We start from the raw sequence: 24,002 nt of genomic DNA, 5'->3' as shown, positions 1-24,002 counted from the left end.
TATGAAGTGGTTATTAGACCGTTATCTGAAGGTTATCGACTGGTATATTATCCGTAAATACCTGGGCACTTTTGTATTTACAATTGTGCTTTTTATGGTGATCATCGTTGTTTTTGACGTTTCTGAGCACCTGGATAACTTTTTGAAGCACAATGCTCCGCTTCACGCTATCGTATTTCAGTACTATGCGGGCTATTTGCCATTTTACACCAACCTGCTGCTGCCACTCATTAACTTCCTGGCGGTAATTTTCTTTACCGCAAAAATGGCTAACCAAACCGAGATTGTGCCCATACTAAGCGGCAAGGCCAGTTTTAACCGCTTTTTAAGGCCTTACTTTGTATCAGCGTCTTTAATATTCATCGTATTCTTTTTCGCTAATATTTTCCTGATCCCCTTTACTAATAAGCTGGATGTAACCTTCGAAAACGTATACTTTAACGAGGTTGACCCAAGCAAAAGCGAGGTACACATGCAGCTTAACAAAGGAACTTATGTATACCTGCAGGAGTTTAACCCCACCGAGCATGTTGGCTATAACTTTGTTTTAGAGAAGTTTAACGGCGACGAGATGAAAGAAAAGCTGATGGCAAACCGTATTAGCTACGATTCGCTTAAACATTTCTGGACTTTACAGGATTACAGCGTGCGCCGCGTTAACGGACTGCATGAGAAGCTGTTAAGTGGCTTTAAGAAAGATACTATCCTTGATATGCGCCCCGAAGACTTTCAAATTCACGATAACGTGTACCGGGCCATGTCAATGACCGAGCTTAACAAGAACATAGACCGCGAAAAAATCCGCGGAACGGGTGTTTTAACAGACATGCTGTTTGAGAAATACCGCCGTTTTGTGTACCCCCTATCATCGTATGTACTCACCCTTATCGGTGTTTCTATATCCTCACGCAAGGTGCGCGGGGGCATTGGCCTGCCATTAGGTATAGGTATATTTTTATGTTTTGCCTATATCATTGTAGACCGATTTGCTACCGTGTTTTCTACCAAAGGAGGATTTCCACCGCTAATTGCTGTGTTTATCCCTAACGTAAGCTTTGGTGCCCTGGGGTACTATTTGCTGCGCAAAGCACCAAAATAATGCAACCAACCGTACAACAAAATGCAGGTATAAACAAGAATTTGCTTATCCTGCATTTCACAGTTTTTATCTGGGGCTTTACCGGCATACTCGGTAAACTCATCCACATCAGCGCTATCGACCTGGTCTGGTACCGGGTTTTAATCGCCTTCAGCACCCTCTTTCTCTACTTCAAATTCAACAAAACAGTCTTTAAGGTCGATCGTAAAACGCTGGTACAACTGGCGCTTACCGGCGCTTTGGTGGGTGGGCATTGGATCCTTTTCTTTGGTTCTATCAAGGCCTCAACAGTATCTGTATCCCTGGTTTGCCTATCGTCCATCACCTTATTTACGGCCATTTTCGAGCCTATCTTTTACAAAAAGAAAACCTCAAAACTGGAAATTGCAGCCGGCTTATTGATCATCACCGGCATTGTTCTGGTTTTCAAATTCGAAACACACTACACTAAGGGTATCATTATGGGCCTGCTTAGTGCGGTATGTGCAAGCCTGTTTTCTATCATCAACAGCAAACATGTTAAGAAACTTGAAGCCCCTATCATTGCCTTTTACGAACTGGTTGGCGCCTTCTGCTGGATCAGTATTTTCATGCTGGCTACCGGCGGGTTCAACAATTTCACACTGCCCGGCAACTCAGATCTTGGCTACTTGCTTATCCTGGGTACCGTTTGTACCTCGCTTGCTTACGTTGCCGGGGTATCTGTAATGCGCGAGTTTTCGGCTTTCAAGGTTGCCCTCATCACCAACCTCGAGCCTGTTTATGGTATCATTATGAGCTTCCTTTTCTTTGGTGAAATGAAGCTCATGACCACCGGTTTCTGGATCGGGGCGATGATTATCCTCTCTACCGTTTTCCTGTTTCCGTTTGCACAAACGCAAATCGGCAAGTACCGTTCGCGCTAAATAAGCCCTTCAATCAATACACTTTCCATTTAACTTGTTGTTAAAAAGCCTCAATTATAACAATTGAGGCTTTTTCATTTATCGGCACTTTTAAGCATTCGTTCACCAATAAGCCATTATCCAAAAATAGCTTAGTGTATTATTAAAGCGTATGTCTATCCTACCAAAAGAGGCTAAATTCTATTTATAAACACAGCAAATTTCAATTATTTGGTATAAAATCAGAAGTTAATATTTTAACATAAATAATTATAAATCAAATGTTTATTTTAATTAAAAAAAGCTACGATTGAAGTTAAAATACTTAACAAAGAATATCAAAACTAAATATTTTAGCATTGTATTATTTATCAAACATATATTACATTTAATAAACTTATTATCAGATATATAAATATGTTTATATCAAGTAAATTTACGAATCGTAAATTTTAAAGAAACCCAAACAGATGGTGTATTGAACGATCAATCAGGAGTGAATTAAAACGGATCAAAAACTCAAAAATTTCGCGCAAAACAATGATTTATGAGTACTGTAGCGAAAGAACAGTTTTAACTACAAAGAAACAATACGATAACTATGCCAGAATTTGCTACACTATATCGCACTCCCCCACGTATCATTAAAATACCGATGTGCTAACAAAATGCCCTTTTTGCAGGTTAGAAAAAAAACTGATATTAGTAAGACAATAAAACATCATCATGAGATTATCAACCATAGCGCTCATCATCGTAATCGTTTTGCTAACCGTTATCATGATGCAAAACACCGAGCAGGTAAAATTCACCATACTGTTTACAAGTATCTACATGTCCAAACTGGTTATGCTAACAGCCTTCTCGGTGGTGTCATTTATTTTAGGCATCCTGGTTGCAAGACCGGGCAAGGTGAAACGTATCTCGGATTACGACTACTCGAACGATGAAGGTTCAGACATCCGCCCACCGGCAGGTACCCTGAGCGATGAGGACCGCGACTACATCAGCTAACATTTATCTACCCCAACATTTATACACTATGAAAACTAAGATTGGATTTATTGGTCTCGGCAACCTGGGTACCCCCATTGCCAAAAACCTGATAGCTGCAGGTTACCACCTGCAGGTTTATAACCGCACACTCTCCAAAGCCGACGAGCTCGATCAGGCATCGATCACCAAATGCCAGTCGCCCGCCGAGGCTGCCGATGGTGTTGATTTTTTATTGAGCGTTTTATCTAACGATGCAGTACTGACAGACACGGTATCGGGCGAAGAAGGCATTTTAAAAACCTTCCCTAAAAATGCGATCCATATTTCGATGAGCACCGTTGCCCCGGATACGGCCGATGCACTTGCCGAACTTCATCAACAGTCGGGCAGCCGTTACCTGGCCTCTCCCGTTTTCGGTAGACCGGAAGCTGCGGCGGCAAAAATGTTATGGGTATGTGTATCCGGCAACCCCGAAATTAAGGAAGCAGCTAAGCCTATACTCGAAAGTATCAGCCAGGGTGTGGTTGATTTTGGCGAAGGCATAAGTAATTCAAACGTAGTTAAGCTAAGCGGAAACTTTATGATCCAGGCTTCGATGGAGATGATGGCCGAGGCTTATACCATGGCCGAGAAGTTTGGTGTGGACCGCACCAAGGTTGCCGAGTTTTTTGGCAACACATTATTTAATGCACCGATATTTAAAAATTATGGAAAAGTAATTGCCGAACACAAATACCAACCGGTTGGCTTTACCACCGAACTCGGCTACAAAGATGCCAGCCTGGTGTTTAAACTTTCGCAGCAAAGCAAAACGCCGATGCCCTTTGCCGGCGTGATCCATAACCGCATGCTTACGGCAATGGCCAAAGGACGCACGGATAGCGACTGGGCAGAAGCTTTCGGTCGAGGTGTATCAGACGACGCCGGGATTTAAACGTTATAGAAAACACTGCTCTCCGCCTCGAGGTGTTTGAGCGAGGGCAGTGTTTCAAAAACACCAAACACAGAAGCCCCGCTCCCGCTCATGCTGGCATACAAAGCACCGGCTTCGTAAAGGGATTGCTTCACCTCACCAATCAAAGGATATTTACCGGTCACTGATTTTTCGAAATCATTTTTGATGCGATCTTTCCATTCAGTTACCGGGAGCTTGATCAGGTCTTTTAAAGATTCGGCAGCCTGCTCTGGTTTTACACCACTATAAGCATCCGCGGTTGATACATGTACAGGCGGCATCACCAATACAATTACATATTTGCTCAGGTCTAATTCTACCTGTTCAAACTGGTCGCCTTTTTCAAAAGCATATACCGGTTTGTTTTCGATGAAGAAAGCACAGTCGGCACCAAGCTGACGGGCGTAGTTTTGCATAGCCTCTACAGAAAGGTTCAAACCAAATTGCTGATTCAATAATTTAATAAAAAACGCAGCATCAGCCGAGCCACCACCAAGCCCTGCACCTATCGGGATGTGCTTATGAAGGTGAATATCAAGCGCCGGAAGGTTATGATCCAATTTAACGAGCTCATAAGCTTTGATACAGAGATTGTTCGCGCCATCGCCCGGTATATTTATCCCCGAAGAAGAAAAATTTAACTGAGGGGCTGTAATTGCCTCCAGCGCATCGTTGATCTTTACAGGATAAAAAACAGTCTCCAGATTGTGGTAACCATCGGCACGCTTTTCGGTAATATTTAAACCAATATTGATCTTGGCGTTAGGGAAAACGATCATAAACTTATTAACAGCTGCACGTTATATTATGCACAAGTATAGGATGTCAAATTTAGATTATTTTTATTTGTAGTTGGTTATTGGTTATTAAGTTACTAAGTTATTGGTTATGTGAATAGCCGACCACCTAATAACTCAGTAACCCAATAACTCAATAACTACAAACGATGAAACAATATCTCGATCTGATGCAGCATGTGCTCGATAACGGCACACAGAAACACGACAGGACAGGAACGGGGACGATTAGCGTGTTTGGCTACCAGATGCGATTTAATTTGCAGGATGGCTTTCCGCTGGTGACTACCAAGAAGCTTCACCTCAAATCGATTATTCACGAGCTGATCTGGTTTTTAACCGGTGATACCAATATTAAATATCTTAAAGATAACGGCGTTCGGATTTGGGACGAATGGGCCGATGCTGATGGCAACCTCGGTCCGGTTTACGGTTACCAGTGGCGCTCGTGGCCTACGCCCGATGGCGGGCATATCGATCAGATTAAACAACTGATCGACATGATCAAGAAAAACCCGGACTCGCGCCGCCTCATCGTATCCGCCTGGAACGTGGCCGATGTTAACCAAATGGCTTTGCCGCCTTGTCATACACTGTTCCAGTTTTATGTGCTGGATGGTAAATTATCTTGTCAGCTCTATCAACGCAGTGCCGATATATTTTTAGGTGTACCTTTTAATATAGCATCGTATGCCCTGCTTACCATGATGGTAGCCCAGGTATGCGACCTGCAACCCGGCGACTTTATCCACACCTTTGGCGATGCCCACATCTACAACAATCACCTCGACCAGGTTAAACTGCAACTAAGCCGCGAGCCACGCCCACTGCCTACCATGAAGATCAATCCTGAGGTTAAAGACATCTTTGGATTTAAATTCGAAGATTTTGAACTGGAAAATTATAATCCGTGGCCGCATATTAAGGGAGTTGTAGCGGTTTAATTTGTTTTTCGTATTTTTGAGATATGACGACGGTACAATTAAAGGTGGAAATTGAAAAGGAGCTTGATAAGCTCCCGGAGGAAGCGCTGTCCGAAGTTTTGGATTACGTGAAGAAGTTGCAACCGAAAAAGACTACAGATCACATTACAAGAATCATAAACGAAAATCTCGATTTGTTCCAGAAGTTAGCTCAATGATAGATTTAGAAACGGTTGAGCAGGCTCATCATATTTTAATAGAACGATTTGGCGGCAGCAAGGGTATACGTGATCAAAGTGGCTTAGAAGCTGCTATCAATAGGCCTTATGCTACTTTCGACCAACAAGATCTTTATCCAACAGCTTTAGAAAAATCAGTAGCGATATTCGAAAGCCTGATAATTAACCACCCCTTTCTTGATGGCAATAAAAGAATTGCCTATTTAATGTTCGAATTAATACTAGCAGAAGATAATTTCGGGATAAATGCCAGTCAGGATGAAAAATATGAAATGGTTATCTCTGCAAGTACGGGTGAGTTAAAATTCGACGGTATTTTACAATGGTTGAAAGACCGCATAATTAATATTTAATGAGCCAGTACGTTACGATAGTTGTTGCTATAGCACAAAATCACGCTATCGGGAAAGATAATCAACTTTTGTGGAACCTCCCCCGCGATCTTAAACACTTTAAAGATATCACCACCGGCCATACCGTTATTATGGGCCGTAAAACTTACGACTCTGTGGGTAAGCCCCTGCCTAAACGCCGCAATATTATCATCACCAGGCAAAACACTACCATTGAGGGTTGCGAAGTGGTAAGTTCTATCGAAGATGCGCTGGCTTTATGCGCCGATGAGGAAGAAGTTTTTGTTGTTGGCGGTGCCGAGATCTATCGCCAGGCGATGCATTTGGTTAACCGCATCTATTTAACTATTGTTAAAAAAGACTTCGAGGCTGACAGCTTTTTCCCGCCTATTGACGAGAAAGAGTGGAAAACAATAGCCCAGGAGGACTTTGAACCCGATGAGAAAAATCCCCTTCCTTTCTCATTTATCACACTCGAACGCATGTAACAGCACATCGTTTTTTTTGTTTCAATTAAAATTTTACGGTAAAAAAATATTATTAGATTTGCCGTCTTGTTATAAAATGCTTATAAACTAATTAATTATACATATTTAACACAATGCAAGGTAAAGGGGTTATTAAGTTTTTCGCCATATTGCTGGCAATAGTATGCTTGTACCAGCTATCATTTACGTGGGTAACCCGTAAGGTGGAAAGCGACGCCAAAGAGTATGCGAAAGGCGACACAGAAAAAGAAAAGGCGTATTTAGATTCGATTTCATCACAACCGGTTTACCCGTTGCTGAAACACACTTTTCAATATTGCAAAGAGCGTGAGTTAGCTTTGGGTCTCGACCTTAAAGGTGGTATGAACGTTACCATGCAGATTTCGTTAGGTGACCTGATCAAATCACTGTCAGACAACAACCAGGATCCTGCCTTTAAACAGGCATTATCACAAGCCGAGATTGATTCTCATACCAGTCCTGAAAACTACATTACGCTTTTCATGAATGAGTATAAGAAAATTGCTCCGGATGGTAAACTGGCTCCAATTTTCGCTACTAAAGAAAATCAGGAACACATTAAATTCAACTCAAGCAACAGCGAAGTTGAATCGTACCTGAAAGATCAGGCCAACACAGCTATTACTCAAACCTACAATATCCTTACTACCCGTATCGATAAATTTGGTGTAACTGCTCCAAACATTCAATTACAGGAAGGTACTAACCGTATTTTGGTTGAGTTGCCAGGTGTAACTGAAAAAGACCGTGTGCGCAAGTTACTACAAGGTTCTGCTAAATTAGAGTTTTACGAAACTGGCGAAAACGCTGAGGTTGCGCCATTGCTTACCAACATTAACAGCTTACTGGCTGCTAAAACTAAAGCACATGGTAAAGACACAGCAGCTACTGCCGATTCTGCTACTGCTAAGAAAGACACTGCTGCCAAAGGTAGCTCGTTATTAAGCAAGGTAGAAAAAAGCAAAACTAAAGATACTACTGCATTAGGCAAAACACAGGCCATTGCACAAAATCCATTATTTGCGGTATTAGCGCCTTCTATCTACCAAGGTCAAAACGGACAAGCTCAATACGGTCCGGGCCCCGTAGTTGGTCGCGCTGCACAAAAAGATACTGCTAAAATTGATGCTTACTTTAACTTACCAGAAGTAAAAGCATTGATCCCTCAAAACCTTAAATTTTTATGGAGCGTTAAGCCTATCGAAAAATCAAAGGTATTTGAATTATATGCTATCAAACTTTCTGGCGCTGCTAACGGCCCGGTATTAACAGGTGATGTTATTACTGATGCTAATGCTGACGTAAACCAGGCACAAGGCGGTTTTGAGGTTACGATGGACATGAGTTCTGAAGGTGCAACAAAATGGAGAGAAATCACCGCTGCTGCTGCCGGTAACCCTAACGACCAGAACGATAACCGTTCTATCGCTATCGTATTAGATGATAACGTTGTTTCTGCTCCGCGTGTAAACGGCGAGATTGCAGGTGGCCGTTCATCTATCTCTGGTAACTTTACACAAGAAGAAACTAAAGATTTAGCCAACATCCTGAAAGCTGGTCGTTTACCTGCTCCTGCCCGTATCGTGGCAGAAGACGTGGTAGGTGCATCATTAGGTGTTGAAGCTATTCATGACGGTTTAATGTCATGTATCATCGGTTTAATCGTTGTATTGGTGTTCATGGTTGCTTACTACAACCGTGCAGGTACTGTAGCTGTAGTTGCAGTATTTATCAACGTATTCTTCCTGATGGGTGTGTTAACCAACATCGGTGCTGTATTAACCTTACCGGGTGTTGCAGGTATCGTGTTGATATTGGGTGTTTCGGTGGATGCGAACGTATTGATTTACGAGCGTGTGCGTGAAGAGATGGCCCTGGGTAAATCATTGCGTTTATCTATCGAAGATGGTTTCAAACACGCTTTATCTTCAATCTTAGACTCTAACATCAGTACATTTATCACAGGTTTAATCCTGTTCATCTTCGGTACCGGCCCTGTACAAGGTTTCGCTACCACATTGATGATCGGTATCGTTACTTCATTATTCTGTTCATTACTGATCTCTCGTTTGATCTTCGAATGGATGCTCGGTAAAGGCTGGGATATTAAATTCTCTAACCCATGGAGCTCACATACCTTTAAAGGCGCCAACTACGCGTTTGTTAAAAACCGTTTCCGTTTCTACGCTTTCTCTGGTATTTTCATCCTTGCGGGTATCATCTCGATGTTTACACGTGGCTTTAGCTACGGTGTTGATTTCCGCGGTGGCCGTACTTATGTAGTACGTTTTGATAAGGAAACCGATGTTGAAAGTGTACGTAGTGCCTTAACTACTACTTTCGGCGAAGGTAAAACCATCCTTAAAACTTATGTAGATAACAAAAATCAGGTTGGTATCACTACCGATTACATGATTGATGATAACAGCACATCTGGTGATGGTAAAGTAGAGACTGTTTTACGCAGCTCATTAACTAAGGTTAACCCACACTTCCAGATTGTGAGCCAGCAAAAAGTTGGACCAACTATTGCCAACAGTATCAAAACTTCGGCTATCTGGACGGTTATTTTCGCTATCCTGGTAATCTCGGTTTACATCCTGATCCGTTTCCGCAGATGGCAGTTCAGCTTGGGTGCGATGATTGCAACCGCGCACGATGCCTTGCTGGTATTATCTTTCTTCTCATTGTTCTACGGTCTGTTACCATTCTCGTTAGATATCGATCAAAACTTTATCGCTGCCATCCTGACCGTAATTGGTTACTCGATCAACGATACCGTGGTAGTATTTGACCGTATCCGTGAGTTCTTAGACCAAAACAAAGGCAAAAACGAAGATCAGCAAGTGGTTATCAACCGCGCTATCAACAGTACATTAAGCCGTACCATTATTACTGCATTAACGGTAGTGTTTGTATTGGTGGTATTGTTCATCTTCGGTGGCGATGTTATCCGCGGCTTCTCATTCGCATTATTAATCGGTGTGTGCTTCGGTACTTACTCCTCGATCTGCGTGGCAACACCAGTTATCGTAGACTTTGGAAAGAAACACCTGAAATAAGATAATTTCAACGTAAATTAAAAAGGCTCCAAAGAACATTTGGAGCCTTTTTTGTTATATCACTACACAAACAACCTTATACTTAATATTAAGTTATGGCTACATCAGATCAATCAAAATTCCCAAAAGTAGTAATAGTAGGCGGCGGTTTCGGCGGTATAGAAGTTGCCCGGAAATTGGCAGACCAACCCGTAGAGGTACTCATGCTCGATAAACATAATTATCACGTGTTTCAACCCCTGCTCTACCAGGTAGCTACCGGAAGTTTAGAGTCCGAATCTATTGCCTTTGCTATCCGTAAAAACTTTGAAGGGCAAAAGAATTTCACCTTCCGTATTGCTGAAGTTAGCGGCGTAAATACCAATACTAATACACTGGCTACCACCATTGGTGATATTGATTACGATTACCTGGTAATAGCCACAGGATCAACCACCAATTTCTTCGGCAATAAAGACATTGAGCATTTTGCCATGCCGATGAAAAGTATCCCGGAAGCCCTTAACCTGCGTTACCTGATCTTACAAAACCTGGAAGAAGCTGTATTAGCTAAAACGCACGAAGAGCGTGAAGAATATTTAAACTTCGTACTTGTTGGTGCAGGCCCTACCGGTGTAGAATTGGCCGGCGCATTAGCCGAGTTACGTAACCACGTACTCAACAAAGATTATCCCGAACTAACCAAAGACCAGATGCAGGTTTACCTGGTAGATTTTTTACCAAAAGTATTAGGCCCATTCTCTGACGAAGCATCAAACGCAGCCAAAGATTTCCTGGTTAAAATGGGCGTTAAGGTGGAATTAAACGTTAAGGTGGAGAGTTATGATGGCAAGATCATTAAGTTCGCTGACGGGCGCGAAATACGCACTAAAAACGTAATCTGGTCGGCAGGTGTAATGGGGGTTGTGCCTGAAGGCATCTCAATAGATACTTTAGAGAAAGGTAACCGCATCCGCACCAATAATATTTGCGTAGTATTCGGCACAGACAATGTATTTGCCATAGGCGACGTATCTGCCATGATAACCGATGAAACCCCTAAAGGGCACCCCGGCGTAGCTCAGGTTGCCATCCAAATGGGTCAGAATGTAGGCGAAAACATCGGTAACATTGTTAACGGCAAGCCAACCAAGCCGTTTAAATATAACGACAAAGGTTCAATGGCTACCATTGGCCGTAATAAAGCGGTGGCAGATTTAGGTAAAATCAAATTTCAGGGCTTCTTTGCATGGCTCATCTGGATGTTTATTCACTTAATATCATTATTAGGCTTCAGAAACAAGGTAATTGTATTTGTAAACTGGCTAATCAACTATATGAACTACAACGGCGGTACACGCCTTATTATCCGCAGGTATGAGCGTGAAGCAGTGTCCCAGCCAACTGGTGAAACGGCTGATTTGCCGAAAAGCGACGCGTAAGTTTAGTTGTGAGTTTTGATTTAGTGAGGGAGTGAATAAAAAAGTATAAACCCGTCATTGTCATTGCAAGGAACGAAGCAATCGCGAACTGTACAGAGCGGCTCTGTAGGTCGGGGATTGCTTCGTACCTCGCAATGACGGGCTTTTTTGGCACTCACTCACTCACTCACTCACTCACTCACTCACTCACTCACTCACTCACTCAAAACTATTTCTTCAGCACCATTTTATAATGCTTAATCCCCGCCTCTTCAAACTCAGGGCCTGATTTCTCAAACCCGAATTTCTTATATAAGCCCACAGCTTGTATTTGTGAGTTGAGGTATACCATTGGCGCGTCGGCAGGCAGATCGTTCAGTACAGCCCTTACCATGGCTTGTGCTACACCTAAACCACGGTATTCGTCCAGTACGGCAAAACGTTCCAGCTTGTAGCCGTTTTCTGTCTGGCGCCAGCGGGCTGCACCAGCGGGTTCGCCATCCACAGTGGCCAGGAAATGGGTTGATACATCATTGTTCTCCATTTCCAGCTCAATGGGCACACCTTGCCCGGTTACAAATACCTGTTTACGTACGGCAAAGGCCTTTTCGAGATCGTCCTGATTGGTTACCTTTTTGGCTATTATTTCCTTGCTCATGGCTACAAATTAATTATAAAAAAAGCGGCTATGCAATTGCATAGCCGCTGTGTATGGGTTTCTTTACAGAAATTACAATTTGCTGTTAACGTCTAAGCAATTTAAATCTGCAAATGCTTGTGTTAAGCGTTTAACAAAAGTTTCTTCGCCTTTGCGTAACCAAACGCGTGGGTCGTAGTATTTTTTGTTTGGAGAATCATCACCATCCGGGCTACCGATCTGGCTTTGTAAGTATCCTTCTTTTGCTTTGTAGTAATCTTTAATACCTTCCCAGAAAGCCCATTGCATATCGGTATCAATGTTCATTTTGATAGCGCCATAAGAAATAGCTTCGCGGATCTCTTCCTGAGATGAACCAGAACCACCGTGGAATACGAAGTTGATTGGTTTATCGGCAGCAAGGCTATGTTTAGTTTTCAAAAACTCTTGTGAGTTGTGCAGAATTACCGGTTGTAATTTTACGTTACCTGGTTTGTAAACACCGTGTACGTTACCAAATGCAGCAGCAATAGTAAAGCGTGGGCTTACTTTCGATAAGTGCTCATAAGCATAAGCAACCTCTTCTGGCTGGGTGTATAAACGTGAGCTGTCAACATCGCTGTTATCAACACCGTCTTCTTCGCCACCTGTAACACCTAATTCAATCTCGATAGTCATGCCCATTTTGGCCATGCGCTCTAAATATTTAGCAGAAATTTCAATGTTCTCTTCAATAGGCTCTTCAGAAAGATCCAGCATGTGTGATGAGAATAAAGGCTTACCGGTTTCAGCAAAATGTTGCTCTCCGTAAGTTAACAAACCATCAATCCATGGTAAAAACTTCATAGCAGCGTGGTCTGTGTGTAAAATCACGGCAACACCATAATGCTCTGCCAGTAAGTGTACGTGCTTTGCAGCAGAAACCGCACCTAAAATACAAGCCTGAAGTTTTGAATTATCTAATGATTTACCGGCGTAAAACTGAGCGCCACCATTTGACAATTGAATAATAACCGGCGAGTTAACCACTTTAGCTGTTTCCAATACAGCGTTAACAGAATTTGTGCTGATAACGTTAACAGCTGGCAATGCAAACTGGTGCTTTTTGGCCGCTTCGAAAAGCTCCTGCACCTGATCGCCGTGCAGTACTCCTTTATAATTCTTTAAGTCCATTACAATTTTATTTGTTGGTGCCGAAGTTATAAAAATTATTTATTAAGCGATTAGTTGTCTTGATATTATACTGTACAAAATACACCCCAAAACACAAAGTATACCTTTTTGCTATACTAAATTAAAAATTAGGCAGCAGATCAAACATTTACGTTAGTTAATTTTTTTGTTTCTTTGCACCTACTACTAATTAAGGAAGATAATGGCGTGGTTTAAACGTGAATCAAAAGGAATAATAACTACTACCGAAGAAAAGAAGGAAGCTCCGGATGGTATCTGGAACAAATGCCCGAATTGCAAAAAACCATTACACTACTCAGAACAGGTTGAAAACCAGTACGTATGCCACTATTGCGGCTATCATTTACGTATCGGATCAGCAGAATATTTCTCTGTTTTGTTTGATGATAATGAGTTTACCGAGCTATTTGCCGACCTCCGTTCGGGCGACCCTTTGCACTTTGTAGACACTAAAAAATATACAGACCGATTAAAAGATACGATAGCTAAAACCGGATTAAATGATGCCATCCGCGCAGCGCATGGTAAAATTGGCGGCCAGGATATTATGATTGCCTGTATGGATTTTAACTTCATCGGCGGTTCTATGGGCTCGGTTGTGGGCGAAAAAATTGCCCGTTCTATCGATTACAGTATTGCAAACAAAGTACCGTTTTTGATGATCTCGAAATCGGGTGGTGCACGTATGATGGAGGCTGCTTTTTCATTAATGCAGATGGCGAAAACATCAGCCAAGCTGGCTTTATTATCGCAGGCCAAAGTTCCGTACATCTCTTTATTAACCGACCCTACTACAGGTGGTGTAACCGCATCTTACGCAATGCTGGGCGATATCAATATTGCTGAACCAGGTTCACTGATCGGCTTTGCAGGCCCGCGCGTTATTAAAGAAACCATTAAAAAGGATTTGCCTAAAGGTTTCCAAACTGCAGAATTTGTACAAGAGCACGGTTTCCTTGACTTTATTGTTGACCGCCGCGAGATGAAAGAGAAATTAGCTTCGTTTTTGAAGATGATGAAAAATTAAATTTAGTTGTGAGTGAGTGAATTTTGAGTGGTGATAATACAAGCTCCGTCATGCTGAACTTGTTTCAGCACCTCACTCGCTAAGTACAATATGTAAGTCGTCGACCTGTCCTGTGGGATGCCGAAATAAATTCGGCATGACGGGCGGGGATTCTTTAACTCATTAACTCACTCAATCACAACTCATAACTTTTAATAAAAAAGGCTGCTATCAAATGATAGCAGCCTTTTTTATTAAGCCTAAATCTCACGACTTTGGCTATTTCTTATATACCTTCGGTACCTGGTTCGTGGCCAACCATACGGCCGGTAGTGCGGCCATGTGAGCGGCTCTCGAAATCGGTTTTGGCATGGCCTACCGATGGAAATTCGTGCGGAGTAGGCGGTGTTACATCGTTTTGCTCGCTGTATGATGCATCACTCTCAGCCTCATCGGGGCGGGTTGGTGTTTCATCAGGGTAGCGTGCATCTTCTTTGCTTGCGCCTTCTTCTTCCGGTGTTTCGTTTGGATGGAAATCGGGTTCCGGTTCATCAATGTCGTCCTCGTCGCTGCTGGTTATTGCGGCTGCGCGGTCGTCAATCAACTCATCATCATCCAGATCTACATCGTCCAGATCCTCGTCGTCAAATTCGGTATCATCTTCATCCAGATCTACATCGTCATCCAGATCAGCGTCTTCATCCTCATCTTCAGGATCAGGTGTTGCCACGCTTTGAAAACGTCCGTAATTTATCTCGTCAGTTCTATACTGATTATCCCTTTCGTTAAGGAATGTGTCATTAAAAGCTGCCATAATCTTTGTTGTTTTGGTTTATTTATTAAACTCCCGCGATAGCGCTATTGTTTTTTAAAATGTACAAAAAAAGCACAAACCTTTTAGGGCCTGTGCTTTTTGTAATATTTCTATTGTCCTGTTTAATTATGCATTTACCAGGCAAATTTCGCGTACTTTATTTACAGTGTAATCAATCTCTTCTTTGGTAGTTAATTTAGAGAAAGAAAAGCGTACCGCAGGCCTATCCGGACTGGCACCGATAGCAGTTAACACATGCGAACCAATATTGCTCCCCGAGCTGCAAGCACTACCGCCCGAAGCCGAAATACCGGCAATATCCAGGTTAAACAATAGCATATCCGACATTTCCATCTCAGGGAATGATACGTTCAATACGGTATATAAACTCTTAGCCGGATCTGTTTCACCATTAAAATGGATGCCCGGTATTTGTGCCTTTAAGCTTTCCATCATATAGGTTTTCAAACCCTGGATGTGGTTTTTGTGCTCTTCCATATCGGCATAAGCCATCTCAACCGCTTTGGCTAAGCCTGCAATACCATAAATATTTTCGGTACCTCCGCGCATGTTGCGTTCCTGCGCACCTCCGTACAACAACGGATTAATTTTAACCTTATGGCTCACATAGATAAAGCCTACGCCTTTAGGCCCATGCAGCTTGTGGGCAGAGCATACCATAAAATGCACTTTAAGCTTGCTCACATCATGCGCATAGTGGCCGAACGTCTGTACCGTGTCGCTATGAAAAATGGCGTTATGCTGCTCGCAAAGGTCACCTATCAGCTCAATATTATTTAACGTGCCTAACTCGTTGTTAGCATGCATAATAGAAACCAGGCTGCGCTCATTTTCCTGCAGTAACTTCTCAAGATGTTTGTAATCAACCTCGCCGGCTGGGGCTATATCAACAAAGCTTAGTTTAATTAAACCCGCCTTCTCCATAGCTTCCAGGGTATGCAATACGGCATGGTGCTCTATACGGCTGGTTATGGCATGTTTAATGCCATAATCCATAATAGCACAACGGATGGCCATATTATCGGCCTCGGTACCACCAGAGGTAAAAAAGATCTCGGCAGGCGATGCGTGCAGCAAATTAGCTACGGTACGGCGCGCTTTCTCCAGCAATGAACGCGCTTCACGCCCATGAGCGTGTATTGATGATGGATTACCGAAATGGCTCTCCATAACTTTATACATTTCTTTCAATACCTCCGGATCCATCGGAGTAGTAGCGGCATTGTCTAAATAAACACGCATCTTAATTTGTTGATTTGTTAATGAGTTGATTTGTTGATTGAGTTGTCATTGGTCAATCGTCATTAGTAATTGGAGTTACTTCCGGACTTTCTGACTCACGGACTTCCGGACTCCTTAATCTTTCAACTGTAATATATCCTTAATATCTGCAATTATCTTGTTGGCGAGGCTATTGGCGATCTGCTCTGAATTACCTTCTGAGTAGATGCGGATAATAGGCTCGGTGTTTGACTTGCGCAGGTGTACCCACTCTTTATCAAACTCGATTTTAAGCCCGTCTATTGTGCTGTGGGGCTGTTTTTTGTATTTCTCTTCTACCTTTAACAACAGGGCATCAATATCCATTTCTGGTGTAAGGGTGATCTTGTTTTTAGAGATAAAGTAGCTTGGGTAAGTACTGCGTAAAACCGATACCGATTTACCAAACTTAGCCAGGTGTGTTAAAAACAAAGCGATACCCACCAGTGCATCACGGCCGTAATGTAATTCAGGATAAATAATTCCGCCATTACCTTCACCACCAATAACCGCATTGGTTTCTTTCATTTTGTTAACCACGTTAACCTCGCCTACCGCTGCAGCTTCATAAACACCGCCTGCTTTCTCTGTCACATCGCGCAGGGCACGAGTCGATGACAGGTTTGATACCGTGTTACCTACATTGTGTTTCAGCACATAATCGGCAACGGTAACCAGCGTATATTCTTCGCCAAACATGTTGCCATCTTCTGAAACGAAGCATAAGCGGTCAACATCAGGATCGACAGCGATACCCAGATCAGCTTTTTTGCTTACCACTTCCTGCGATAATGCACGCAGGTTCTCAGGCAATGGTTCCGGGTTGTGTGGGAATATGCCATCTGGTTCGCAATATAATTCGTGGATGGTTTTTACACCCAGAGCTTTCAACAAAGCAGGTACAAATATGCCGCCTGTTGAGTTAACGCAATCAATAACTATTTTAAAGTTGGCTTTAGCGATGGCTTCTTTATCAACCAAAGGCAATGCCAATATCATGTCGATATGTTTTTGCAGATAGCTATTATCCACAGTAACTGTACCTAAGTCATTAACATCTGCATAGTTAAAATCGCTGTTTTCGGCAATATCCAGTACCTCTTTACCGTCGGCATCGTTAATAAATTCGCCATCGGCATTTAACAGTTTAAGCGCATTCCATTGTTTTGGATTGTGGCTGGCTGTGATGATGATACCGCCCGCAGCTTGTTCTGCCGGTACGGCAACTTCAACTGTAGGGGTTGTAGATAAGCCCAGGTCGATCACATCGATACCCAAACCTTGCAGTGTACCTATAACCAGGTTGTTTACCATGCTGCCTGATATACGGGCATCGCGGCCTACAACAATTTTCTTTAAGCCCGATCTTTTTACCGCCCACGAGCCAAATGCCGACGTAAACTTTACAATATCTAACGGAGTTAAACCCTCTCCCACGCTGCCGCCAATAGTTCCGCGTATTCCTGAAATCGATTTTATTAGTGTCAAAACGCTATTTTTAGTTATCGGCAAAAATACAATAATTGGGTGATAGTAAGTAGCGATAACAACTGTTTTACACCACGCCGATAATGGCTATATTTGCACACCTGCTAAAAATCCATGTCCGAACATTTGTTACAGCTCGACCGGTATTTGTTTCATTTTGTAAATCACGATCTTAACAATCCGTTTTTCGACGTGGTGATGCCCTGGCTGCGCAACCCCAAATTCTGGATTCCGCTGTATGCCTTTATATTGATCTTCACTATCTGGAAGTATAAAAAGCAGGGCGTAATTATCATTTTATTATTTATCGCCACAGTTGGCACAGCCGATTTTACCAGCGCTACGCTGATTAAGAACGTTGTACAACGCGTTCGCCCCTGCCGCGACTCTGCCATGGCAGCAACTTTAATTAACCCTACAGAGGTTGGCTGCGGTACGGGATATAGCTTTCCATCTACACACGCCACCGATCATTTTTCGATGGCGCTGTTCCTAATCTTGGTTTATTGTAAAAAATGGCGATGGATTTGGTTTTGGGCGATATTGTGGGCTGCACTTGTTAGCTTTGCTCAGGTTTATGTGGGCGTACACTACCCTATTGATGTTACAGCCGGTGCGCTGTATGGTTCATTAATAGGTATATTGTTCGCGCTGCTACACAAAAGGATTCAACCTGCATTTTATACAACATGATCTGGAAATCGCTGCTCTTATTTTTCTGTGCCTTTTTAGGGGGCATGTCGGTATTTTTCTTCAAGGGCGATAACCATAAACAGTTAAGGCTGATATTATCTTTCAGCGGCGCTTATTTGTTTGCTATTACGGTTTTACACTTAATACCCGATGCTTATCATGGTAATGATAATTATGTGGGTGTATTTATACTGATTGGTTTTTTATTCCAGATAGGCCTTGAGCAGTTTTCGGATGGGATTGAACATGGACACATCCACGTAAATGAAGGCGGTGCTTTTCCGTATGGAATTATGATCAGCCTTTGCCTGCATGGCTTTCTGGAAGGTATGCCTTTAGCCGAAGGGCAGCATAACCAATTAATTTACGGTATTGCCCTGCACCATATACCAGCAGCCTTTGCGCTGGCCACGGTACTATTGCACAGTAAACGGGGTAAAGGTTCTGTAATATTTTATGTGGCTTTATTTGCCATTATGGCCCCGGCCGGATACTTTTTCAGCGATGCTTTAAGCCGTGGAGGTATCGGCAATCTGCAACATTATTTTAACCGGATAATGGGTGTGGTTATCGGGATATTCCTGCATATTTCAACCACTATCCTTTTCGAATCAGGGCCCGATCATAAGTTTAACGAGCGTAAACTGGTAGCTATACTAACAGGCGCAGGTATAGCATTGGCCGGTTTTTTAAGCGATGTAGCTTAATATATTAACCGCGCATTTTATCCAGCAAACTGCTAAGCTGGGCTGCATCTTCTTCCGTAAGGTTCTGTTTGATCAGGTCGCTTGTTTTAACCTCTTTATCCATTTTGCAAAGCGTGGCCAGGCCTTCTTCGCTAATGCGGATATCAACAGCACGGCGGTCTTTATTATTGGTGCAGCGCGATACCAAACCCTTTTGCACCAAACGATCTACAATACGTGAGGCATCCGACATTTTATCGATCATCCTGTCCTTCAACAAATTAACCGTAGCCGGATTAGGGTATTGCCCCCGCAAAATGCGCAGGATGTTAAATTGCTGACTGGTTAAATTATACTGTTCGAAATGGTAGCGTAAAAGATTATTAAGCCACCCGTAGGTATAGTTTAGGTTAACTACCGCGCGGTGGTAATCATCCTCAAACTTACCTTGTATCTCTTCATCTATTTGCATACTGTTCTTTAAAATAAAAAACGGCTAAATATGTTTGCTTATTTTTCCGCTTGTTGATCGGGCTTTTCACGGCCATAGTTCCAGGGGCAGTGCAGGCATTTGTTTTTACAACAATATCCCCTTTTTAAATGATATTCTTTGGTAAACACAAAATTACCATCCTCGTTGATATAGTAATCTATGCCTTCCTGCAACATCAGTTTAAAATTTTTACAAAAATACCATTCTTAAAGTAATTTTTAAGATGTTTTCCGTCACCATGTAAAGTCCATAGTTGCTGCGGCTCAACTTGCTTTACGGCTTCGAGGATGTCGTTCCAATCGGCATGGTCTGAGATAAACAAAGTATCCTGTTGGTTTACCTGCAAATTCTTCCAGCCCGAAGCAAACAGCCTTTTAACACCCGTTGCACGTACATAACTATCGAAAGTAAACGGCGGCACAATGTAAACAAACTCTTCCTGGTTTTTCATCAGCTTACGGCCATACATTTGATAGTTGCCTAACTTATAGCCCATCCGCTCGTAAATGAGATTTAAAGGCATTATTTTATGGTGAACCAGGATCTTTTTCTGCGGCGCATGCTCATTGATCAAATTAATCAACCGCTGGCTTTTACCCAACGCATAAGAACCCAGCATGATATTGATCTTAATATCATTCAGCTTTTTAATTTCCTCCACAGGATCTGGGTGCAATACGGCAGGATCGGCAAAGGTGCTTTCTGTGATCAGTACATCGGCTTTATGCCACTCAATTGGCTCACAGGTATTATCGGGCTGTAATTTAAAATCTCCGGTATACAGGTAGCTACTGCCTTGATATTCCATCAATATCATGGCTGATCCCAGCATGTGGCCTGCCGAAATAAAGGTGATCTGTACGTCCTTAATCTTAAAAGGTTGATGCCAGCCTACTAAATTAAAAACTTTGGCAGCCATTTTACCGTAACGCAACTGCATAAAAGCAGACGTAGCTTCGGTACAATACACCTCCTGGTTACCGCTAACGGCATGATCGGCGTGTGCGTGTGATATTACGGCAAGCGGGACCGGCTCTTTAGGGTCGATATAAAAATCGCCGTAAGGGCAGTAAATGCCTTTATCATCGAGGTAAATAAAATCGTCGAGTATCATTTGGTTTGGGCAAGCGCTAAAAACTGCTGATGAAGGGCAAGCACTTGCGGTATTACTAATTGGGTATCATCATTTTTAATGCGAAAGTTAGCCAGTTTAACCTTCTCTTCTTCGGGCATCTGGCGGGCATCGCGACTTTCTACTTCGGCTATACTGATGTTGTCGCGGGCTATTACACGCTGCATCCTAACTTCTTTTGGCGCGGTTACAATAATGCTGTAGTCGCAGAGTTTGTATGAGCCGCTTTCGAATAATATGGCAGCTTCTTTCATCAAATAAGGCGCATCAGGAAATGATTTTGCCCAATTATCAAAAGCCCTGAATGTGGCGGGGTGCACCAGCGTATTCAGCTTAGCCAATTCTGCAGGATCATTAAACACCTTGCCGGCAATGTATTTACGGTTGAGGCTGCCATCCTCAAAATAAGCTTCTATGCCGAAGGCTTGCTTTACACCGCTGATTAGCTCCTCATCATTGGTCATCACCTCTCTCGCCGCAGCATCAGCATAAAATACGGGCACACCAAGCAGTTCAAACACTTTGCTTACCGTAGTTTTGCCACTACCTATATTGCCGGTGATGCCTATTTTTAACATTACTTTTTCACAATAAAATCAACGTTCTGCGGCTCTATCTTCACTATTTTACAATACGGCGGGATGCGTTTAAGCGCAACAGGCAAAATACTGTAGTTGCGATCGCTCCAGAGGCTAAGATCGGCTGTGGCGTCAAAGAAATCCTCATCCAACTCATGGTATTTGGTTAACGATGTGGTAAAGGTAACCTTCACCTTTTGCGGAAACACCTTTACATCATAGTAATGCACATTACCGATAAGCTTTACTGGAATATCGAGCGTTTTCTCGGTGTACTCATCAACCGGGATACGTACCTGTACCGTTTTGGGATAAACGGTGAGGTTGGCTTCATGTACAGATTTTAAATCAACCCGGGTACTTACCGTTTCATCAACATCTTGCAGGTTCAGCGAATCTGTATTCCAACTGGTTATCTTGTCAATTACATTACTGGGGCCGCTAAGGGTTACGTAGGCAGGCGAAATAACAATATTGCCCGAATTGGCAAACTGCGGCTGATAAACAATATTGGATAACAGCTTAACCGGTACCTTTTTAGTACTGCGGTTTGTAAAATCAAAATACAGCGTGTCGGGATCAAAGCTGATGATCTTTTGCTCAGGCTCTTTTCGTTCGTTAATGTGCTCTAACTGGTCGTTTAAGGCTATGAAACTCTTACTTTCCAGCGAATGCAGATCGATATTAACGCGCTTATCAACCGGCTTAAATTTCGAGAAAACCATCTCCCAGCCGCTGCCCTCTACAATGGCATCAACCGTATCTGATTGTAATGCCCTGAAAGCCCTGCGCTGCGGCATATTGTTATAAACCAGCAAGCGTTTAACCTTGTAACTATAATTACGGTTTAAGGTGGTTAACATCCAGGCGGCAGCAGCAAGCACCAGGCAGGTTATAAACGCCGTAAGGCGCCTGCGCTCTGATGCTGATAGTTTTACAATTGCCATTGGATGATGATTATCTAAATTAAAATGCCGCTCAATTATTTACAACTGAACGGCATCTTATATAAAAAAGCTTTTAATTATGCTTTTACTACCGATGTTGTATTTAACGCTTTTGATGCATCTAATGATATAGATGATTTATCGAAACGTATTTTAACACCGTTGTCAACTTCAATTGTAAAGGTTGTATCGCCAATTTCGGCAATTTTACCGTGTATACCGGCTGTAGTAATTACCTTGTCGCCTTTTTTCAGCTCGTCAACATATTTTTTTTGATCTTTTTGCTTTTTCATCTGCGGGCGGATCATAAAGAAATAGAATACCACGATGATCAGTACCATTGGGATCAGTGAACCCATGCTACCTAAACCACCGCCTGCAGCTTGTAATAGAATTGTTGCTATCATTTTATAAATTAATTACTTGATGGATTGGTAACTTCACCTACCAGGTGTACCCTGGTTTCGGTTGGATTAGTGTTGGCTGTAACAGTAATTTGTTTATCCTGTAAACCCATTTTACCGGTGCTGTTAAAGGTTACCTTAATTACATCCGATGCACCGGGTGCAACAGGTGTTTTAGGGAACTCTGGTTTGGTACAACCGCATGTTGCAGTTGCATTGGTAATAATTAACGGCGATTTACCGGTGTTGGTAAATTTAAAGTCGTAATGTACCAGGTCGCCCCCTTTAATTTTGCCAAAGTCGTGGGTATCACGCTCAAACTTCATAACTGGTAAATCCCCCGCAGGTACGTTTGCAGTTTTAGCTGCTGTGCTGTCAGCAGACTTATTGTTTGAATTAGCTGAATTGCATGATGCCAATACGGCAATTGCTATCAGGCCTAAAAAAACTTTTTTCATTTTCTTATTATTCAATTAATCCTCTTCCGGTTTTACGGATCTTGTTTTCGGCTTTAAGTTCAAATAAAATCTTGTCCAATATACCGTTTATAAACGAATTACTTTTTGGCGTGCTAAACTCCTTGGCTATCTCCAGGTACTCGTTTATGGTTACCTTAACCGGTACAGAAGCAAAGTTAATAAATTCGGCAATGGCCATCTTCATTAAAAGCGTATCCATCATAGCAATACGCTCCGGCTCCCAATTTTGGGTTTTAGCGCCAATCAGCTCCTGGTACTGATCGTTGTGACGGATGGTTTGCTCAAACAGGTTCACAATAAAATCGCGGTCTTCTTCCCAGTTACCGGTAACTTCTGCCAAACGGTTTTTAGAAGGCTCATCGTACGAGAAGTTTTTGAAGGTTTTGGCGATAAGGGCCTGCAATACGTCCCTGTCAACCGGCCAAACAATAAATTTATCTTCAAATACCTGCTCGGCCAGAGATGATTTCAGGATCACCTTTTTGAAGATGAACTTGATAATGTCTTTATCTGTCTGGATGGTATCGTCCTTAAATTCTAAATACTCGGCATACTCAGGCGAGTTTTTAAGGATGGTAAATAAAGCTTTAGAAAGCTCGGGATCAAAATCCCATGATACTTTATAGCGTTTTACACCGGCCATATAATCGCCGTTTTGCGCCAGCGAAGTAAGGAAACGGTTTTCGGTAATTTTAAGATTTGGTTTCAGATCTTCTGCCGTGGGCAGGTATTTATTAGCGCGTTCTTCTGCATCTGTTATCGCATGGTTTGCCACTTCGGCAATAAGCGATAGCATCCAGATGTACATCTCGTAAACTTTATCAATACTCTGTAACAAACCCTTTTCGTGAAGCTTGAGGTCTGCTTTGTCTGTTTGGTAGTAGGCATATAATGCCTGTAATACTTTTACCCTAAGGTGCCTTCTGTTTAACATTTAATAAGAACGATTTTGG

27 protein-coding genes are annotated in these 24,002 nt (G+C 42.5%); 13 read left to right on the top strand and 14 right to left on the bottom strand.

What is annotated here, in order from left to right:
- The first annotated feature begins 1 nt into the window (after position 1).
- The 4 genes from PQO05_RS09360 to PQO05_RS09345 all read left to right on the top strand — a co-directional run bounded on the left by PQO05_RS09360 (position 2) and on the right by PQO05_RS09345 (position 3,913).
- On the top strand, positions 2-1,099 hold the full coding sequence (locus tag PQO05_RS09360) for an LptF/LptG family permease (protein ID WP_273632462.1): 1,098 nt from the start codon (positions 2-4) through the stop codon (positions 1,097-1,099).
- Positions 1,099-2,004, top strand: coding sequence for a DMT family transporter (locus tag PQO05_RS09355; RefSeq protein WP_273632461.1), 906 nt, complete (start codon positions 1,099-1,101; stop codon positions 2,002-2,004). Before PQO05_RS09360 ends, PQO05_RS09355 begins: the two co-directional genes overlap by 1 nt.
- 705 nt (positions 2,005-2,709) lie before the next feature.
- Positions 2,710-2,997: a hypothetical protein gene (locus PQO05_RS09350; protein WP_273632460.1), complete on the top strand. Its 288-nt coding sequence runs from the start codon at positions 2,710-2,712 to the stop codon at positions 2,995-2,997.
- 28 nt (positions 2,998-3,025) lie between these two features.
- On the top strand, positions 3,026-3,913 hold the full coding sequence (locus PQO05_RS09345; RefSeq protein ID WP_273632459.1) for an NAD(P)-dependent oxidoreductase: 888 nt from the start codon (positions 3,026-3,028) through the stop codon (positions 3,911-3,913).
- Here PQO05_RS09345 and ispE read toward each other — a convergent pair.
- Positions 3,910-4,713: a 4-(cytidine 5'-diphospho)-2-C-methyl-D-erythritol kinase gene (gene ispE / locus PQO05_RS09340; RefSeq protein WP_273632458.1), complete on the bottom strand. Its 804-nt coding sequence runs from the start codon at positions 4,711-4,713 to the stop codon at positions 3,910-3,912. The genes PQO05_RS09345 and ispE overlap by 4 nt on opposite strands.
- Before the next feature lie 167 nt (positions 4,714-4,880).
- On the opposite strand from ispE, the gene PQO05_RS09335 reads away from it, so the two are divergent.
- From PQO05_RS09335 to PQO05_RS09315, 6 genes are all read left to right on the top strand, one after another.
- Positions 4,881-5,675 (top strand): thymidylate synthase, encoded by a 795-nt coding sequence (locus PQO05_RS09335; protein WP_273632457.1) that lies wholly within the window; start codon positions 4,881-4,883, stop codon positions 5,673-5,675.
- A gap of 23 nt (positions 5,676-5,698) precedes the next feature.
- On the top strand, positions 5,699-5,872 hold the full coding sequence (locus PQO05_RS26755) for a DUF2281 domain-containing protein (RefSeq protein WP_420490444.1): 174 nt from the start codon (positions 5,699-5,701) through the stop codon (positions 5,870-5,872).
- Positions 5,869-6,246 carry a type II toxin-antitoxin system death-on-curing family toxin gene (locus tag PQO05_RS09330; RefSeq protein ID WP_273632456.1) on the top strand — a complete coding sequence of 126 codons (378 nt, stop codon included), beginning with the start codon at positions 5,869-5,871 and terminating at the stop codon, positions 6,244-6,246. The genes PQO05_RS26755 and PQO05_RS09330 overlap by 4 nt, the downstream gene beginning before the upstream one ends.
- A complete protein-coding gene (locus PQO05_RS09325; protein ID WP_273632454.1) occupies positions 6,246-6,734 on the top strand; it encodes a dihydrofolate reductase in 489 nt (162 codons plus the stop codon). Before PQO05_RS09330 ends, PQO05_RS09325 begins: the two co-directional genes overlap by 1 nt.
- 113 nt (positions 6,735-6,847) lie before the next feature.
- Entirely contained in the window at positions 6,848-9,817 is a 2,970-nt protein-coding gene (gene secDF / locus PQO05_RS09320) for a protein translocase subunit SecDF (protein WP_273632453.1), read from the top strand.
- Positions 9,818-9,912: 95 nt separating this feature from the next.
- Complete coding sequence (locus tag PQO05_RS09315; RefSeq protein ID WP_273632451.1) at positions 9,913-11,238, top strand: NAD(P)/FAD-dependent oxidoreductase; 1,326 nt, start codon at positions 9,913-9,915, stop codon at positions 11,236-11,238.
- Between the two features lie 208 nt (positions 11,239-11,446).
- Here PQO05_RS09315 and PQO05_RS09310 read toward each other — a convergent pair whose 3' ends face one another.
- Both PQO05_RS09310 and fbaA read right to left on the bottom strand, forming a co-directional pair.
- A complete protein-coding gene (locus tag PQO05_RS09310) occupies positions 11,447-11,875 on the bottom strand; it encodes a GNAT family N-acetyltransferase (RefSeq protein WP_273632450.1) in 429 nt (142 codons plus the stop codon).
- 72 nt (positions 11,876-11,947) lie between these two features.
- On the bottom strand, positions 11,948-13,027 hold the full coding sequence (gene fbaA, locus PQO05_RS09305) for a class II fructose-bisphosphate aldolase (protein WP_273632449.1): 1,080 nt from the start codon (positions 13,025-13,027) through the stop codon (positions 11,948-11,950).
- Positions 13,028-13,229: 202 nt separating this feature from the next.
- Between fbaA and accD the strand changes: the two genes are divergently transcribed.
- A complete protein-coding gene (gene accD / locus PQO05_RS09300) occupies positions 13,230-14,075 on the top strand; it encodes an acetyl-CoA carboxylase, carboxyltransferase subunit beta (protein ID WP_273632448.1) in 846 nt (281 codons plus the stop codon).
- A 265-nt stretch (positions 14,076-14,340) separates the two neighbouring features.
- Here accD and PQO05_RS09295 read toward each other — a convergent pair whose 3' ends face one another.
- The 3 genes from PQO05_RS09295 to glmM all read right to left on the bottom strand — a co-directional run bounded on the left by PQO05_RS09295 (position 14,341) and on the right by glmM (position 17,637).
- Complete coding sequence (locus PQO05_RS09295; protein WP_273632447.1) at positions 14,341-14,868, bottom strand: hypothetical protein; 528 nt, start codon at positions 14,866-14,868, stop codon at positions 14,341-14,343.
- 126 nt (positions 14,869-14,994) lie between these two features.
- Entirely contained in the window at positions 14,995-16,131 is a 1,137-nt protein-coding gene (locus PQO05_RS09290; protein ID WP_273632446.1) for a cysteine desulfurase family protein, read from the bottom strand.
- Between the two features lie 114 nt (positions 16,132-16,245).
- Complete coding sequence (gene glmM, locus PQO05_RS09285) at positions 16,246-17,637, bottom strand: phosphoglucosamine mutase (protein WP_273632445.1); 1,392 nt, start codon at positions 17,635-17,637, stop codon at positions 16,246-16,248.
- Positions 17,638-17,751: 114 nt separating this feature from the next.
- Between glmM and PQO05_RS09280 the strand changes: the two genes are divergently transcribed.
- Together PQO05_RS09280 and PQO05_RS09275 are read left to right on the top strand one after the other, a co-directional pair.
- Positions 17,752-18,330: a phosphatase PAP2 family protein gene (locus PQO05_RS09280; RefSeq protein ID WP_273632443.1), complete on the top strand. Its 579-nt coding sequence runs from the start codon at positions 17,752-17,754 to the stop codon at positions 18,328-18,330.
- Positions 18,327-19,037, top strand: coding sequence for a ZIP family metal transporter (locus tag PQO05_RS09275; RefSeq protein WP_273632442.1), 711 nt, complete (start codon positions 18,327-18,329; stop codon positions 19,035-19,037). Before PQO05_RS09280 ends, PQO05_RS09275 begins: the two co-directional genes overlap by 4 nt.
- A gap of 4 nt (positions 19,038-19,041) precedes the next feature.
- Here PQO05_RS09275 and PQO05_RS09270 read toward each other — a convergent pair whose 3' ends face one another.
- From PQO05_RS09270 to nusB, 8 genes are all read right to left on the bottom strand, one after another.
- Positions 19,042-19,488 (bottom strand): MarR family winged helix-turn-helix transcriptional regulator, encoded by a 447-nt coding sequence (locus PQO05_RS09270; RefSeq protein WP_273632441.1) that lies wholly within the window; start codon positions 19,486-19,488, stop codon positions 19,042-19,044.
- Between the two features lie 38 nt (positions 19,489-19,526).
- Complete coding sequence (locus tag PQO05_RS09265; RefSeq protein WP_273632440.1) at positions 19,527-19,685, bottom strand: C1orf53 family protein; 159 nt, start codon at positions 19,683-19,685, stop codon at positions 19,527-19,529.
- Entirely contained in the window at positions 19,685-20,623 is a 939-nt protein-coding gene (locus PQO05_RS09260) for an MBL fold metallo-hydrolase (protein ID WP_273632439.1), read from the bottom strand. The genes PQO05_RS09265 and PQO05_RS09260 overlap by 1 nt, the downstream gene beginning before the upstream one ends.
- Positions 20,620-21,219, bottom strand: coding sequence for a dephospho-CoA kinase (coaE, locus tag PQO05_RS09255; protein WP_273632438.1), 600 nt, complete (start codon positions 21,217-21,219; stop codon positions 20,620-20,622). The genes PQO05_RS09260 and coaE overlap by 4 nt, the downstream gene beginning before the upstream one ends.
- Positions 21,219-22,166 (bottom strand): CdaR family protein, encoded by a 948-nt coding sequence (locus PQO05_RS09250; RefSeq protein WP_273632437.1) that lies wholly within the window; start codon positions 22,164-22,166, stop codon positions 21,219-21,221. The genes coaE and PQO05_RS09250 overlap by 1 nt, the downstream gene beginning before the upstream one ends.
- 77 nt (positions 22,167-22,243) lie before the next feature.
- Complete coding sequence (gene yajC / locus PQO05_RS09245; RefSeq protein WP_273632436.1) at positions 22,244-22,573, bottom strand: preprotein translocase subunit YajC; 330 nt, start codon at positions 22,571-22,573, stop codon at positions 22,244-22,246.
- An 8-nt stretch (positions 22,574-22,581) separates the two neighbouring features.
- Positions 22,582-23,028, bottom strand: a complete 447-nt coding sequence (locus PQO05_RS09240) for a DUF1573 domain-containing protein (protein WP_273632435.1) — start codon at positions 23,026-23,028, stop codon at positions 22,582-22,584.
- A gap of 7 nt (positions 23,029-23,035) precedes the next feature.
- On the bottom strand, positions 23,036-23,983 hold the full coding sequence (gene nusB, locus PQO05_RS09235; RefSeq protein ID WP_273632434.1) for a transcription antitermination factor NusB: 948 nt from the start codon (positions 23,981-23,983) through the stop codon (positions 23,036-23,038).
- Positions 23,984-24,002 lie beyond the last annotated feature (19 nt).

The organism is Mucilaginibacter jinjuensis, assembly GCF_028596025.1.
GTDB lineage: Bacteria > Bacteroidota > Bacteroidia > Sphingobacteriales > Sphingobacteriaceae > Mucilaginibacter > Mucilaginibacter jinjuensis.
The sequence above is the reverse complement of the archived record's forward strand: the minus strand, read 5'-3'. Positions and strand labels throughout refer to the sequence as shown.